Annotated in this window: 10 protein-coding genes, 1 tRNA gene and 1 pseudogene; 4 read left to right on the top strand and 8 right to left on the bottom strand. The window is 60.7% G+C overall.

What is annotated here, in order from left to right; genetic code table 11:
- Positions 1-268 precede the first annotated feature (268 nt).
- A complete protein-coding gene (locus tag NBG89_RS14850; RefSeq protein ID WP_431320581.1) occupies positions 269-1,399 on the top strand; it encodes an ArnT family glycosyltransferase in 1,131 nt (376 codons plus the stop codon).
- Between the two features lie 129 nt (positions 1,400-1,528).
- On the opposite strand, the pseudogene NBG89_RS14845 reads toward NBG89_RS14850, so the two are convergent.
- The 3 genes and pseudogenes from NBG89_RS14845 to NBG89_RS14835 form a co-directional block, all read right to left on the bottom strand.
- Positions 1,529-2,272 (bottom strand): annotated as a pseudogene (locus tag NBG89_RS14845) (sulfatase-like hydrolase/transferase); the annotation flags it as partial.
- Between the two features lie 190 nt (positions 2,273-2,462).
- A tRNA-Leu gene (locus tag NBG89_RS14840) sits at positions 2,463-2,547 on the bottom strand.
- Positions 2,548-2,659: 112 nt separating this feature from the next.
- A complete protein-coding gene (locus NBG89_RS14835) occupies positions 2,660-3,958 on the bottom strand; it encodes an MFS transporter (RefSeq protein ID WP_431320580.1) in 1,299 nt (432 codons plus the stop codon).
- A gap of 124 nt (positions 3,959-4,082) precedes the next feature.
- Between NBG89_RS14835 and NBG89_RS14830 the strand changes: the two genes are divergently transcribed.
- Positions 4,083-4,667: a TetR/AcrR family transcriptional regulator gene (locus NBG89_RS14830; RefSeq protein ID WP_431320579.1), complete on the top strand. Its 585-nt coding sequence runs from the start codon at positions 4,083-4,085 to the stop codon at positions 4,665-4,667.
- Here NBG89_RS14830 and NBG89_RS14825 read toward each other — a convergent pair.
- Positions 4,664-5,458, bottom strand: a complete 795-nt coding sequence (locus tag NBG89_RS14825; RefSeq protein WP_431320578.1) for a class I SAM-dependent methyltransferase — start codon at positions 5,456-5,458, stop codon at positions 4,664-4,666. The genes NBG89_RS14830 and NBG89_RS14825 overlap by 4 nt on opposite strands.
- Positions 5,459-5,529: 71 nt before the next feature.
- Positions 5,530-6,510 carry an aldo/keto reductase gene (locus tag NBG89_RS14820; protein ID WP_431320577.1) on the bottom strand — a complete coding sequence of 327 codons (981 nt, stop codon included), beginning with the start codon at positions 6,508-6,510 and terminating at the stop codon, positions 5,530-5,532.
- Between the two features lie 181 nt (positions 6,511-6,691).
- Between NBG89_RS14820 and NBG89_RS14815 the strand changes: the two genes are divergently transcribed.
- Positions 6,692-8,320: an AMP-binding protein gene (locus NBG89_RS14815; RefSeq protein ID WP_431320576.1), complete on the top strand. Its 1,629-nt coding sequence runs from the start codon at positions 6,692-6,694 to the stop codon at positions 8,318-8,320.
- A 21-nt stretch (positions 8,321-8,341) separates the two neighbouring features.
- Here the strand turns inward: NBG89_RS14815 and NBG89_RS14810 are convergent, their stop codons facing one another.
- The 3 genes from NBG89_RS14810 to secA all read right to left on the bottom strand — a co-directional run bounded on the left by NBG89_RS14810 (position 8,342) and on the right by secA (position 13,927).
- Positions 8,342-9,631, bottom strand: coding sequence for a GNAT family N-acetyltransferase (locus NBG89_RS14810; RefSeq protein WP_431320575.1), 1,290 nt, complete (start codon positions 9,629-9,631; stop codon positions 8,342-8,344).
- 4 nt (positions 9,632-9,635) lie between these two features.
- Entirely contained in the window at positions 9,636-11,048 is a 1,413-nt protein-coding gene (locus tag NBG89_RS14805; RefSeq protein WP_431322700.1) for a lipopolysaccharide biosynthesis protein, read from the bottom strand.
- Between the two features lie 164 nt (positions 11,049-11,212).
- The gene (gene secA, locus NBG89_RS14800) at positions 11,213-13,927 is read right to left on the bottom strand and encodes a preprotein translocase subunit SecA (protein ID WP_431320574.1); all 2,715 of its coding nucleotides are present in this window, start codon (positions 13,925-13,927) and stop codon (positions 11,213-11,215) included.
- 246 nt (positions 13,928-14,173) lie between these two features.
- On the opposite strand from secA, the gene NBG89_RS14795 reads away from it, so the two are divergent.
- Positions 14,174-15,061, top strand: coding sequence for a peptidylprolyl isomerase (locus tag NBG89_RS14795; protein ID WP_431320573.1), 888 nt, complete (start codon positions 14,174-14,176; stop codon positions 15,059-15,061).
- Positions 15,062-15,096 lie beyond the last annotated feature (35 nt).

Below are 15,096 nucleotides of genomic sequence, written 5' to 3'. Positions count from 1 at the left end.
CACTTTCCCTCTTGGCGGGCGCAGTTTGGCCGAAACGCTCGAGAAATTAAACAGTTGATTTGCTGCGGCCGCCCAATTGCTGGGTAGAGCCCAATTGAGGCAGCAATGCTGCGAATGCCGGTTGCGTAAGCGTTGCGTTGAGGCAACACACTTCTTCGGAACGGTGCTGGCAAGTGCCTGAAATGGTGGGTGAGCCGCTATACAGTCCATCAGAAGAATTGCATGTTCCGGTCGGTGAAGATCCGCTCAAGCCGATCGTGGGGACGAATTGACTGATACTACCGATGGTTCATACGTCTCCGCGCCACGCGCTGCGCGGCTAGACGCGCTTCTGCCTGTCCTATTATTGGCGACGTACTTCACGGCAAGCTTTGCCCTCAGGCTCCTTCGCGGTGGCGATCTCGGGTCCGATGAGGCCGAGCAGATCAGGCTCGCGCATGCCTTGCAACTGGGCTACGGCGATCAGCCGCCGCTCTACAACTGGCTGTTCTACTGTTTTGGCAAGGTCTTCGGCGTGTCGGTGGACACGCTCGCATTCCTGAAGAATGCTACGCTGCTGGTGAGCTGCGTGTTTCTCGGGCTGGCAACCCAAAAATTGGTGGGAGCACGAAATACCGTCTGGATTGCGGTTCTCGGTCTGCTGAGCCTACCTGCTGTCTTTCTGCTTGCGCAGCGGGATCTGACCCACAGCATTGGTGCCTTCGCGGCCGTTGCATTCTTCCTATACGTGCTGGCACGAATGGACGAGCGCGCATCGACCGGCAATTACGCGCTTCTCGGAGCAGCGGCCGGTATCGGATTCCTTGCGAAGTACAATTTTGCGATCATCCCCGTCTCGACCGTTGTCGCGCTCCTGCTCGAACCCAGTATGCGGCGCTTGGTCCTCAACTGGCGGCTGGCGGCCACCATCGCGGTGGGCCTCGTCGTCGCTGGGCCGCATGTCTACTGGGCTTTGACCCATCTGGATGCGGCGGCCGGCGACACGGTGAGCAAGATGCAGGGAGTGGCGAGCCACGCAGCTCCTATCCAGCTGTTGGCCACCTGGCAGCTTTTGGCATCGATCGTCAAATGCTCCGCCTTGACGGTGGCGATCCTTGCCGTCGTCTATCGTGGTCACATCCGCGCAATCTTCGTCGCGAGCAGCGAATGGACCCGAGTGATCGGCTGGATGCTCGCTATTAGCATGTTCCTGGTCTTCGCAATCATGCTTGCCGTCGACGCGACCATGATGCGTCCGAAGTGGATCTCGATCTTCTTCGTGGCCTTTCCCCTGTATCTGGCGCTCAAGGTGGATGCGGCAGGCGTTCAAGTCGCCGGTGCCACCGGCAAGCTTATGGGGCTTGTCGGGGCGGTGATCTTTATCTCCCTGGGCATCGTCTTTGCGGGGAGCTTCCACTGAGGGTGCAGCAGGACGCTGCCATTCTTGCAGAGAGCGAAAGGAGCTTTTGCCGGCGGAGTCACTGGTTGCTCGGTACCGGAGCGGCCGCCACAAGGGCGTCCGCCTCGATTTAGTGCGCGCGAGCGTCTGTTACCGTGCCGCTTGACTGGCCATCTTCTTGTCCAACTCCTCTTTCAGAGCCTCCAGATTGAAGCTTGCGCCTTTTTGCATGGGCGGGAACTCAAGGAAGGTCTGGGCGGCCTTCCCCATTTCCTGCTGCAGGAAGACGTAGCGCCAGAACTCGTAAGCCCACCAGTCCTTCGCGAAGAGCGACTGGCCGAGGCCCGTGCGCTCGAACGGGTCCAAGCGGATGTTAACGAGGATTGGCCAGTCAAGCTTGACCGTGGCGCCAAACCAGCCATTCGGCTGATCGGTGAGCCGGTACTTGAAGTCGTCGATGCGCACCGCACCTAGAGTGGACTCGGCAAAATAGAAGACTACATGCCGTTGCGACGGGCCCTTGCTAGTGATCAGGTCGGTCTGGTCATTACCATCAAGATGCACCTTGTAAGTTTGATCACCGATCTGCTTGCCCTTCTGGAGCTCGCCGACGATGTTCGGATTGCCGGCCGCTGCGACGAAAGTGGGGAACCAATCCAGCCCTGAGACAATCGGATTCTCCACTTTCCCTGCCGGTACGTGACCGGGCCAGCGGATGATCATCGGCACGCGGAAGCCGCCTTCCATGACAGTTCCCTTGCCACCCGCAAACGGGGTCTGCCCGCCGTCGACCCAAGTGAAGGTCTCGGTGCCGTTGTCAGTGGAGAAGGCAAGGATCGTGTTGTTCTCGAGCCCGTTGTCCTTCAGGTACTTCATGACAGAACCGACGACGTCAGGGCAGCCTCGCCCCCATGCCGGCACGCCGTGCCGTCATTCTTTCACGCAAAATTTTTCAGTAAATGCAGACTGTGGTTTATTATCGCACAAGCTGAGCTCGCGCGGAAGTAGCCCATGTCTTGCTGCAGCAGATGGGAAGCCAAAGTCGTTCAAATCACGGTCAAGTATTTGGCTAGTTCGAGATTTTTGGTGCCCCATGCCGGGGTCGAACCAGCACTTCTTTCGAAACTCGATTTTGAGTCGAGCGCGTCTACCAATTCCGCCAATGGGGCAACGGATACCGACGGTCGGCTGTCTAGCATGCGTTCGCCCGCGCGCGCAAGACGGCGGGCGAAGTTCTCGGCTTGATTTATTGGAGTTTCCGGCCTGCGGCCGGAAGCTGTGTCAATGCGCGCCGGCGGCGGCGGGCTGATGGACGCCGGACTTCTTCAGCGTGATCGCGAGGATCGAGGCGAGCAGGCAGAAGGCTCCGGCGATGAAGAAGGCGGGCAGATAGCTCTGCAGTTCCGTGCGCGACCAGCCGGCGCCGTAGGCCGCTGTTGCGGCTCCGAGCTGGTGCCCGGCGAAGACCCAGCCGAAGACGAGGCCGGCCTTTTCGCGACCAAAACGATCGGCGGCGATCTTGACGGTTGGCGGCACGGTGGCGATCCAGTCGAGGCCGTAGAAGACGGCGAAGATCGACAGGCCATAGAAGCTGAAGTTGCTGAAGGGCAGGAAGAGCAGAGAGAGGCCACGCAGGCCATAGTACCAGAAGAGCAGCCAGCGATTGTCGAAGCGGTCCGAAAGCCAGCCGGAGCCGATCGTGCCGAAGAAATCGAAAATGCCCATGACGGCAAGGACGCTCGCGGCAGCGACCGGGACGATGCCGAAGTCGCCGCAGAGGGTGACGAAATGCGTCTGGATCAGGCCGTTGGTACTGAGGCCGCAGATGAAGAAGGTGGCGAAGAGAATCCAGAAGGTCGACGTGCCGGAGATTTCCTTGAGAACCGTGATCGGGGTTGCCAGCATTGCCAACAGGCCCCCCTGCGGCGGCACGTGCGGCGTGACCTGTTCATCACCGAAGGCCGGCAGATTGAGGTCGGAGGGGCGGTCGCGCATGAAGGCCAGCACCAGAAGAGCGGCAAGCATGATCATGCCACAGACGAAAAAGACCGTTCCGCGCCATCCGTGGCGTTCGGTCAGTTCTGCCATGAGCGGCAGGAAGACCAGCTGGCCGGTGGCTGAGCTCGCCGACAGCATGCCCACCACCAGGCCCCGGTGCTTGGTGAACCAGCGGGCCGATACGGTCGCCGCGAGCACCATGGCGGTCAGCCCCGTGCCGAAGCCGACGACGACGCCCCAGAGCAGCAGCAGCTGCCAGAGCTCAGTCATGAACAGAGAACCGACGAAGCCGCTGCCGATCAGGGCCATGGCGAAGACGATGACCTTGCGAATGCCGAAATAGTTCATGAAGGCCGCCGAGAACGGTCCCATCAGCCCGAAGAGAAGCAGGCGCACGGCAAGCGCGGAGGATATCTGTGAGGTTTCCCAGCCGAACTCGTCCTGAAGCGGCTTGATCAGGACGCCCGGGGCGCCCATCGCGCCGGCTGTCACCAGCATGGTCAGGAAGGTTGCCGCGACGACCACCCATCCATAGTGGATGTTGCGTCGCGCCAGCGATGAGGCAAGTGCAGTCGATACCATGTGGCCGTCCCGTCTTGAGGTTGTCGGAGACTATCGGAAGCTTTTAGATGATGGTCATCATAATTGTTGCGTATTGATGATGGACGTCATATAAATTGTCAAGCTGCTAATTGCGGAGAAATGAATGCGGGTCAGCCGAGAGAAATTTGCCGAAAATCGCGAGAAGATCCTGCAGGTCGCAGGCGTGCTGTTTCGGGAAAAAGGCTTCGACGGCATCGGCGTCGCCGAGATCATGAAGGCCGCCGGAATGACGCATGGCGGCTTCTACGGGCATTTCGAATCCAAGGAAGAACTGGCGCTGGAAGTGAGCCGCGCGCTGATCGAAAAGGTGAAGATCCGCTGGAATGAGATCATCGCTTCGGCGCCGGAAGGACCCCTCGACGCGCTGCTCAATCATTATCTGTCGCGTTGCAGCGTCGATGATCCGGGCGGGAGTTGCGTCTTTGCCTCGCTTGCCCAGGAGGTCAGCCGAAGCCGCGGGGCAGTGCGCGAAACCTTCAATGACGGGCTTTCGATGCTTGTCGATATTCTCTGCGAGATCGTTCGCGGCGAAACTCCAGAAGAGCGCCGCGAGAAGGGGTTTGCGACGCTTTCGGCGATGATGGGTGCGGTGATCCTGGCGCGCGCCGTCGAGAGTCGCGAGCTCTCCGATAACTTTCTCTATACGACGCGCGATGTGCTTTCCCTTGCGAACAGAACTGACGGTTAGCCTCGACGAGCGATCAGACCGCCGATTTCCACCACCTCAGTGAAGGTGCCCTCGGGCGAAAGCTTGAGGAGGGTGTCGCGAAGGTCCGCCTCGAAGGCAATTGCTCTTTCGCCGAGCGCCTGGGGCGATGTCACCGAGGTTGAGAAGGCGCGACCGACGATATCGTCGAGGCTGAGCTTGCGTTCCCTTATAGCCGAGATCCTTTCCAGATCGCTGAACGGCGAGCGAAGCAGGATGCTTTCATGCTCGACCCAATCCGGCCCCTTCCGCCGTTCGCGATCGGCATTGCGCTCCGGGGCGAAGGTTTCGGCGAGCTTGTTAACCGCTTGTCGCCAATCCGGCGTCGAGGAGATGTGGCGGTCGCCGAACAGCACGACGCAGCCGTCGGGAACGGTAATCTCGTCGAGAGCCTTCAGCGTTGCCGGGCGATCCATCCAATGGAAGGAGCGCCCCATGACCGTCATCTTGAGCGGCGCGAAGTGCGGACCGAGATCGTATGACGACCCTTTGGTGAATGTGACATCGACACCAGCAGCGGCCGCATCGGTACGTGCAGCTTCCAGCATTTCCGGCTCGGGATCGAGCCCCGTGACGTCAGCGCCGGCGAGTCGCGCAAAGGCGATGCCGAGTTGACCCGGCCCGCAGCCGAGGTCAAGCACCCGTTCACCGGCTGCGAGCCCCGCACGTTCAGCGACCCGCTCGATGAGTTCATCAGGATAGGGGACGCGATAGCGCGTGTAATAGGCGGCCGTGGACTGAAAGCGGCGTGCCTTGAAGGGAATGGTCGTCATGGCAAGATCCTTGAGGGGAGTTGCTGGCCGTCGGCGTCACGCAAGCGACCGGGAATCTCCAAATGGTCGCGTTATTTGAAACCTTCGACGTGGTGGGGGACGTAAGGCTCCTCGAGTGCGGCAACATCGTCCGGTGTCAGCTTGACGGCGAGTGACGCAACCGCGTCGGTCAGGTGGTTGGCTTTCGACGCACCGATGATCGGCGCCGTCGCAGCGCTTTTCTGCAGGATCCAGGCCGTCGCGATTTGGGCGCGGGAGACACCATGTTTCTCGGCCAGCTTACCGACGACGCCAATGATAGTGCGGTCGGCGTCTTCCGCCTGCTTGTAGAGCGTCTTGCCGAACTCGTCTGTCTCGCTGCGGGTCGTCTTCTCATCCCAGTCACGCGTCAGCCGACCGCGGGCGAGCGGGCTCCAGGGAATGACGGCAATCTTCTGATCCAGGCAGAAGGGCAGCATTTCGCGTTCTTCCTCCCGGTAGAGCAGGTTCAGGTGATCCTGCATGCTGACGAAGGGCGTCCAGCCATTGGCGCGCGAGGTGTAGAGCATCTTGGCGAACTGCCAAGCATACATGGAAGACGCGCCGATATAGCGCGCTTTGCCTGCCCTCACGACGTCATGCAGCGCTTCCAGCGTTTCCTCGATCGGTGTCGTCTGGTCGAAACGGTGGATCTGGTAGAGGTCGACATAGTCGGTGCCGAGGCGACGCAGGCTGTTGTCGATCTCGTCGAAAATCGCCTTGCGCGACAGGCCGGCGCCGTTCGGGCCGGGCCGCATGCGGTTGAAGACCTTGGTTGCGAGTACGATCTCGTCGCGCTTTGAAAAATCCTTGATGGCCCGCCCGACGATCTCCTCCGAGGAGCCATCCGAATAGGTATTGGCGGTGTCGAGAAAATTGATACCGAGATCCAGTGCCTGCTTGATCAGTACACGGCTGTCCTCTTCACCGAGCGTCCAGCTGTGGTTGCCGCGGCCAGGCTCGCCGAAGGTCATGCAGCCAAGGCAGATCTTCGACACTTCCAGGCCAGTGCCGCCAAATTTGACGTAGTCCATGAAATCGCTCCAAACATCGAGTCGCTACCCAGCGCGCCCTTTGATCTAGCGCGGCAAACACGAAAGTGTCTGTCACTCACACAAAAGTTTTGTGACCGATCCGGGCCCTCCTCGCCTCTCGCGCTTGCGTAAACGGAGTTCCGGGTGTTAGCTGCTGCAGCATTTGACTGGATTTCCGCCGATGAGACTGCCGCAACGCGATCGCTATGAAGACCTTTACCGCGATTTTGCGTGGGACATTCCGGAGGATTTCAATATTGGCCGTGCGGTCAGCGACGACTGGGCCGAGCGGGCGCCGGAGCGTGTTTGCCTTGAGCATTTCAGTCCTGATGGCAACCACCTCTCGATGACGTATCGCGAGCTGGCGGACCGTTCGTCGTCGCTCGCCAATGCTTTGGTGTCGTTGGGGGTGAAGAAGGGCGATCGGGTCGCGCTGCTTCTGCCTCAGTCCTTCGAGACGGTCGTCGCCCATGTCGCGATCTACAAGATGGGCGCGATCGCGCTGCCGCTGGCACTGCTCTTCGGTGTCGAGGCGCTTGAATACCGGCTGCGGACGGCAGGCGCTTCCGCAGTCGTCACCAACACATTCGGGCTGGACCGCGTCAGCCAAATCCGTGGTCGGCTCCCTGATCTGACCGAGGTCGTCAGCGTCGATGGCGATGGGCAAGGCGCACGATCATTTGCCTCGCTGGTGGCGGGCCATCCGCCGGTCTTCGAGGTTGCGAAGACGGCGCCCCATGATCCGGCATTGATGATCTTCACGTCGGGAACGACCGGTCCGCCGAAGGGCGCCCTGCACGGCCATCAGGTGCTGGCCGGGCACATACCGGGAATGCAATTCGCCCATGAGGGCTTCCCGCAGACGGGCGACAAGGTCTGGACGCCGTCGGACTGGGCCTGGGCTGGCGGCCTGCTGAATGCGCTGCTGCCAAGCCTGCTGCTCGGCGTTCCCGTCGTCTCGTCGCCGGCGCAGAAATTCGATGCCGACATGGCCTATCGCATCATGGCCGAGATGAAGGTGCGCAACGGCTTCATCCCGCCGACGGCGCTCCGGCTGCTGAAGGTGGTGCCCGACCCACGTTCCAAGTACGACCTCGTGCTGCGCACGATCGGCGCGGCGGGCGAGTCGCTCGGCGCCGAAACGCTGGAATGGGCCAAGCGGACGCTTGGGATTGCCGTTAACGAGTTCTACGGGCAGACGGAGTGCAATTTCGTGCTGTCATCGAGCGCCGCGATCGGCATCAGCCGTCCTGGTGCGATCGGTCGGCCGGTGCCCGGGCATCGCGTGGCCATCGTCAGCGAAGCCGGGGAGGAGCTTCCCGTTGGTGAAACTGGGCAGATCGCCATCCGTCGGCCGGATCCGGTGATGTTCCTTGGCTATTGGAACGATGGCGCGGCGACTGAGCGGAAGTTTGTTGGTGACTGGCTGCTAACGGGCGATATCGGGCGCCAGGATGCGGACGGCTATGTCACTTTCTTCGGCCGGGATGACGACGTCATCACGTCCGCAGGGTATCGCATCGGGCCGGCGGAAATCGAGGATTGCCTCATCGGCCATCCGGCCGTGCAGCTCGCCGCCGCCGTCGGCAAACCCGATCCCGTTCGTACCGAGATCGTCAAGGCCTATGTCGTGCTGGCGCCGGGGTTCGAGCCAAGCGATCGATTGGCCTCCCATATCAGCGAGTGGGTGAAGATGCGGCTCTCGATGCACGAATATCCGCGCGAGGTGGAATTCGTCTCGGAACTGCCGCTCACGACAACAGGCAAGGTGATCCGCCGCCTTCTCAGAGAGCGGGCAAGCGCGGGTTGAGACGTTTGCCGCGCGCGGAGCTCACGGAGGAGACTTGCCGCGCCGGGCGAGCGACATGATCTTCTGTCGCAGCATTTTCGCAACGTTGCGGGTGCTGCTGTACATGTGAAGCTGGGCCGCCACCTGGCGCACGTCGCGGTCGCCATTCTGATCGAGACCGATCACCATGGTCCCCATATCCTCCCGCTCCTTCCAGAAGCGATTGATCATTGGGTGATCTGGAATAGCGCAGGAGTCGGAACGTACGATGTTGGCGTCGTCAAGGTGCCATTCCGTCAACTCGCCCATCAGCAGCTTGCCTGGCGAATAGCGGGCATAGGCTTCGTCATAGGCCGTCTTCCACGTATAGGCGTCGCCGCCCATCATCAAGACCACCATCGAGGCGATTGCCTTTCCATTTAGGTCGATCGTGTGAACACGCACGGCGTCGACGGCAGCGAGGTTGGAAACGGCCTCGCGGGCAAAGGCGGTGTGGTAGCGATCCGTCACCAGCGCACTGCGTTTCTTGCCTTTCCAGCCGCCGGCCTCGAGCGCAAGGAACTCCTCGAAGCGCACGTGGATGTCGCGCGGCTGGCGGGCAACGCTGTAGACCACCGTACCCAGCTCCTCGAGCAGACGCCATTGCCGGCGCATCTCCTTCAGATGCGATGAAGAAATCGCATCGCGCAGATAGGCGGCTGCTTCCTCGTCGCTCTGCAGCATGGCGCGCTGATAAGGATTGGCGATGGTGATCGGCAGGTTGCGGTCGATGGCCACCGCCCTTGCCATGCGTGCGAAGATGCCGTTCAGCCTGATATCCGGCAACACCAGAATCGGCGGCAAGCGCAGATCGCGATGTGTCAGGCCATTGTAGAGGTTGTCCAGCGTCTCACCGGCGTCCTCGGCATCGATTAGCGGTGTGCCGAGCGGTGCAAAGCTGTTCGACCATACGCGCACGATCGAGGGGCCAACAGCGAAGCCTGGCTTTTCCACGGAGAATGGCATCAGGAAGCGCATGCGGCTGCGGGATTCGCTCTGGTCTCGCAATAGGGCGAAATTCACCTGCCTGTCGTCAAGCCGCGGCATGGCCGGGGCGAGGAAGCGTCCCGTGAAGAAAACGTTCGGTTCCATGGCACGGTTTGACAGGAAGTCGAGTTCTTCCTGCAGTTCGTATCCCAGCCTGCCGGAATAGAGGCAGAGCTCGCGCCCCGGTCGGCCGATCTCGATGCGCGCATCCGCCCGTGGCGTGTCGAGATCCAGAGCCGCAAGCTCGTGAACCATGCGGTTCGTCGTAACGTCGGTCGTTTCGGTAGCTGGAGGATTGCGCGCCATTCTATCAAGCTTCCATGTCTGTCTTGGCCGTGGGAGGCGTGGCAAATGCGAAGAGCGCGATGCCAAGCGCGCGCCGGACGGCAAAATGCAGGAGGATGGCTTCCACGCCCATGGCCGAAGCCGTGGCGATCGCCGCGCCCGCGATGTCCAGTCTGGGGATGAGGAGCAGGTTGAGGCCGATATTCGCCGCCAGCGCTCCGGCGTAGAGCAGAACACACATGTTCTGTTTGCCCGCCATCATCAGCAGCGTTTCCGCCGGGCCGACCAGGGCCTTGGCGAGAATACCCGCCAGCAGGATCGCCATCACGATGTAGCCGGCCGTGAAAGCACCGCCAAACAGCGAGAGGAGAAAGTGACCGGCGGCGACGACGGCGAGCCCAATGGCGAGTGCAGGCCAAAACGTCCATCTTGCAGCGTCGATCGCGGCAACGGCGAGTTGCTGACGTGTTCCCTCGGCAATCAGGCTTGAAAAGCGCGGGCCGGAGGCTGCCTTCACCGAAAAATTGATGAAGTGAACCAGCGCCATCGTTTTGGCGGCGGCGAAGTAGATCGCGACGTCGTGCGGTTCGAGGAAGATGCCGACTACGACCACATCAGAATTGGTCAAAAGGAAGCTGACCCCCTCGATGAGGAAGATTGGGAAGGCGACCCCGAGCCAGCCGAGAAAATCGACCTCGCGCGGGCCTTCGTTGTAGTGACGGCGCAATCGCAGAAGAGTTGCGACGTACTGTCCGACGGCGGTGACATAGGTGGCGGCGAGCGCGGCCTGCATCGCCGTCACCGCCGTACGCGGCGCACCAAGGCTGATCGCAGTCAACATGAAAAGAATGATGAGAAGAGGCCGCACGATGTAGGCGGGGCTTAGCGCCATGACCGGCCAGTGGTTGGCACGCGACGTGCCCTCCAGAATATCGCCGAGGGCGATCATAGGCATGGCGACCAGTCCCAGGAAGATCGGCACGACGTAGTAGCTCTCGAGCCTGTCGCGGAAGACTTGCAGGGCGATCATGCCGATGGCAAGCGCGGCTGTGCCGGAAAGCAAGCCGAAGATGCGGGCTGTGCCGGTCAGCCCACGAATCTTCTCAAAAGAGCCGACCGCCTTGTATTGCGGCAGGAAGCGGACGATGGCGGTGTGGAAGCCGAGGCAGGAAAGATCGCCGAAGAGGACGATCAGGACCCAGACGAATACAAAGATCCCATACTCGTATTCGCCCATCAGGCGCGCCAGGACGATTTGCGACAGAAAGGCGAGGGCGGCGCTGACAATGCGGATCGAGAAAGCGGTCAACGCCATACGTTGCGCGGCGGCCTTGTCGCCCCGCGCGGTCAAGACGGTCGCGAGTGAGCGCAGCATACGACTACCCGCCGGGCGCAGACCCGCAGGCAGCATCTTTTCCGCCGTCTCAATGACCGCCATCACAAACACGCAAAACTCTTCAGGCAAATCCTAGCCGAAGTCTTGGCAGAACAGCGTTAAGAAACGGTTGTAGTAGCGCGCCGGCGCTTGAGGCGAAGCGCGGTTCCCACAAAAGAAAATGCCGCCCGGAGGCGGCATTTTCAAAGCGTTGGCTGTGGCTAGGCTCAAGCCTGCGCGAAGGCGCCGTGGCAGTGTTTGAACTTCTTGCCGGAGCCGCAGGGGCAGGCCTCGTTGCGGCCGACATGGCCCCAGGTCGACGGGTCAGCCGGATTGCGGTTTTCCGGGGCGACAACAACTTCCGAAGCCAAGTAGGCGGGCGCGAAATCGTCCTCACCTGTATTCGGATCGAGATGGTGCGCCTGCATGAATGGCGGTTCCGGCTCAGCCGGCGCCTGCTGCACGAGTTCGACGCGCATCAGCTGTGCGGTGACTGCTTCGCGTAGGTTGTTGAGGAGCGAGGTGAAGAGCTCGAACGCTTCCGACTTGTATTCCTGCAGCGGATCGCGCTGTGCGTAGCCGCGGAAGCCAATGACGGAGCGCAGGTGGTCGAGGTTGACGATATGTTCACGCCACAGGTGGTCGAGCGTCTGCATGACGACCGAGCGTTCGACGTAGTGCATGATATCGGGACCGAAGCGCTCGGTCTTCTCGGTGAAGGCCGCATTCGACGCTTCCGTCAGGCGTTCGCGAATGTTGTCCTCGCCAATGCCTTCTTCCTTCACCCAGTCTTCGATCGGCATATCGAGATTGAGCAGGGCGGCGGTCCGTTCTTTCAGGCCTGCCGCGTCCCACTGCTCGGCATAGGCGCGTTCCGGAATATGCTTATCGACGAGGTCTTCGATGACCTCACGGCGCATATCGGAAACGGTTTCGGAGATGTTCGGCGATTCCATCAGCTCGAGGCGCTGTTCGAAGATCACCTTGCGCTGATCGTTCAGAACGTCGTCGTACTTCAGGAGGTTCTTGCGGATATCGAAGTTGCGGGCTTCGACCTTCTTCTGCGCGCGCTCGAGAGCCTTGTTGATCCAGGGATGGACGATCGCTTCGCCTTCCTTGAGACCGAGCTTCTGCAGCATGCTGTCCATGCGGTCGGAGCCGAAGATGCGCATCAGATCGTCCTGAAGCGACAGGTAGAACTTCGAGCGGCCCGGGTCGCCCTGACGACCGGAACGGCCGCGCAACTGGTTGTCGATGCGGCGGCTTTCGTGGCGCTCGGTCGCGATGACGTAGAGGCCACCGGCTGCGAGTGCCTTTTCCTTGAGCTGCTTGATCTCTTCGCGGATCGCTTCGGCCTTTGCGTCGCGTTCCGGACCATGCTCTACTTCGCCAAGCTCGCGCTCGACACGCATTTCAGGGTTGCCGCCGAGCTGAATGTCGGTGCCGCGGCCTGCCATGTTGGTGGCGATTGTTACCGCACCCGGCACGCCGGCCTGCGCGACGATATAGGCTTCCTGCTCGTGGTAGCGGGCGTTCAGAACCTGGAAGTCCTTGAAGCCCTGCTTGCGCATCAGATCGGCCAGATATTCGGACTTTTCGATCGAGGTCGTGCCGACAAGAACCGGCTGGCCGCGCTTCTGCGCGTCCGCGATCTCGGCGATGATCGCCTTGTACTTCTCCTCGAACGTCCGGTAGACCTCGTCGTCCTCGTCCGTACGCTGGATCGGCAGGTTGGTCGGCACTTCGACGACGTCGAGGCCATAGATGTTGCCGAATTCTTCCGCTTCCGTCTGCGCCGTACCGGTCATGCCGGCGAGCTTGTCGTACATGCGGAAGTAGTTCTGGAAGGTGATCTGGGCCAGCGTCTGGTTTTCCGGCTGGATCTGCACCTTTTCCTTCGCTTCCAGCGCCTGGTGCTGACCTTCCGAATAGCGGCGGCCCGGCATCATGCGACCGGTGAACTCGTCGATGATGACGATCTCGTCGTTGCGGACGATGTAGTCCTTGTCGCGCTGGAACAGCTTGTGGGCCTTGAGCGCGTTGTTGACATGATGGACGATCGCCACGTTCTCGATGTCGTAAAGCGAAGCGCCCTTCAGCAAGCCGGCCTGACGCAGCAGGTTCTCCAGCTTTTCGGTGCCTTCTTCCGAGAAATTGGCCGAGCGCTGCTTTTCGTCGATCTCGTAGTCACCTTCCGAGAGAAGCGGAATGAAGGCGTCGATCGTGTTGTAGAGATCGGAGCGGTCGTCGAGCGGACCGGAGATGATCAGCGGCGTGCGCGCTTCATCGACGAGGATCGAGTCCACTTCGTCGACGATCGCGAAGTTGTGACCGCGCTGGACCATCTGGCTCTTCTCGTACTTCATATTATCGCGCAGATAATCGAAGCCGAGTTCGTTGTTGGTTGCGTAGGTGATGTCGCAATTATAGGCGGCAGCGCGCTCTTCGTCCGACAGGCCGTGAACGATGACGCCCGTGGTCAGGCCAAGGAAGCCGTAGATCTTGCCCATCGTGGCGGCGTCGCGGCGGGCGAGATAGTCGTTTACGGTGACGACATGCACGCCCTTGCCGGCGAGTGCGTTCAGATAGACCGGCAGCGTGGCGACGAGCGTCTTGCCCTCACCGGTCTTCATCTCCGCGATGTCGCCGCTATGAAGGATCATGCCGCCGATCAGCTGTACGTCAAAAGGTCGCAGGCCAAGGACGCGGCGCGACGCCTCGCGCACAACGGCGAAAGCGGGCACGAGAATATCGTCCAGCGTCTTGCCGTCTGCCAGCATCTTGCGGAATTCGACGGTCTGGGCAGCCAGCTGTTCGTCGCTCAGGGCCTTCGTTTTCTCTTCGATGGCGTTGATGGCTGCGACGTTCGGCTGGAAAGACCGCACGCGGCGATCATTGGCAGAGCCAAATATTTTGCGGGCTAGACCGCCAAAGCTGACCATATGACTGGTCCTTTCTCAATAATATTCCCCGGCTTTTCTTATCCGCTGCCCGGCCGAATTTCAGGCACACGTCTCGAAACGCCAGGAAACTGTTCTGGACGCGAGGTTGCGTGACAGATAAGAGGGGGGTCGAATGATGTCAACGGATTTGGCTGATATAGAAAGGCCACATTCCGGTGTTGATGGCTGTTTCAGGCTGGATTCACGACGTTGAAGCCGGTGGGTTTAACTGTGAAGGGTTATTTGATGTTGAACTACAACAAAATCGCTGTGATGGCGTTCGCAACTTTCGTTGCGTTCCAGGCGCCTGTCCGTGCGGAAGACAAGCCGGATGCCGTCATTGCCAAGGTCGGCGATGTCGAGATTCATCAGTCCGATCTCGATCTGGCCGTCGCCAATCTCGACCCGCAGCTTGCGCAGCTGCCGGAGGACCAGAAGAAGATCGCCGCTCTGTCCGCCGCCATCGACGTCAAGCTGCTGGCGCAGGATGCGATTGCCGAAAAGCTCGACCAGACCACCGAATTCAAGAAGCGCATGCAGTATCTCGCCGATCGCGAACTGCACAACGCCTATTTCAAGAAGCACGTTGTCGACACGGTTACCGATGAGGAAGTCAAGGCGCGCTACGACAAGGAAGTCGCTGCTCTGCCGAAGCAGGAAGAAGTGCACGCCCGCCACATCCTCGTGAAGACCGAGGACGAGGCCAAGGAAGTCATCAAGCAGCTCGACGCCGGTAAGAACTTCGCGGATCTCGCCAAGGAAAAGTCCACCGATCCGAACAAGGCCGACGGCGGTGATCTTGGCTATTTCACCAAGGGCCGCATGGTCAAGGAATTCGAAGAGGCCGCCTTCGCGCTTGAAAAGGGCACCTACACCAAGACACCGGTCAAGACCGACTTCGGCTATCACGTGATCCTCGTCGAGGATAAGCGCGATGCCGCTCCGCCGGCCTTCGATCAGGTCAAGGACCAGGTTCGCCAGCTCGTCATGCGCGACAAGTATCTCGCGCTTCTTGCTGCCGCCAAGGAAAAGTCCAAGGTTGACATCACCGACGAGGCGCTGCGCAAGGGCTACGAAGATGCCAACAAGCAGCCGCAGCCGGGCGATGAGCCCGCGCCGCAGCCGCAGCAATAAAATCTAAAGGTAGGGCCCGGTTCTTCCCGGGCCCT

This window comes from Rhizobium sp. YTU87027 (assembly GCF_050644135.1).
In the GTDB taxonomy this organism is placed as follows: Bacteria; Pseudomonadota; Alphaproteobacteria; order Rhizobiales; family Rhizobiaceae; genus Rhizobium.
Note: the sequence above shows the minus strand (reverse complement) of the source record. Positions and strands in the feature narration are given on the sequence as shown.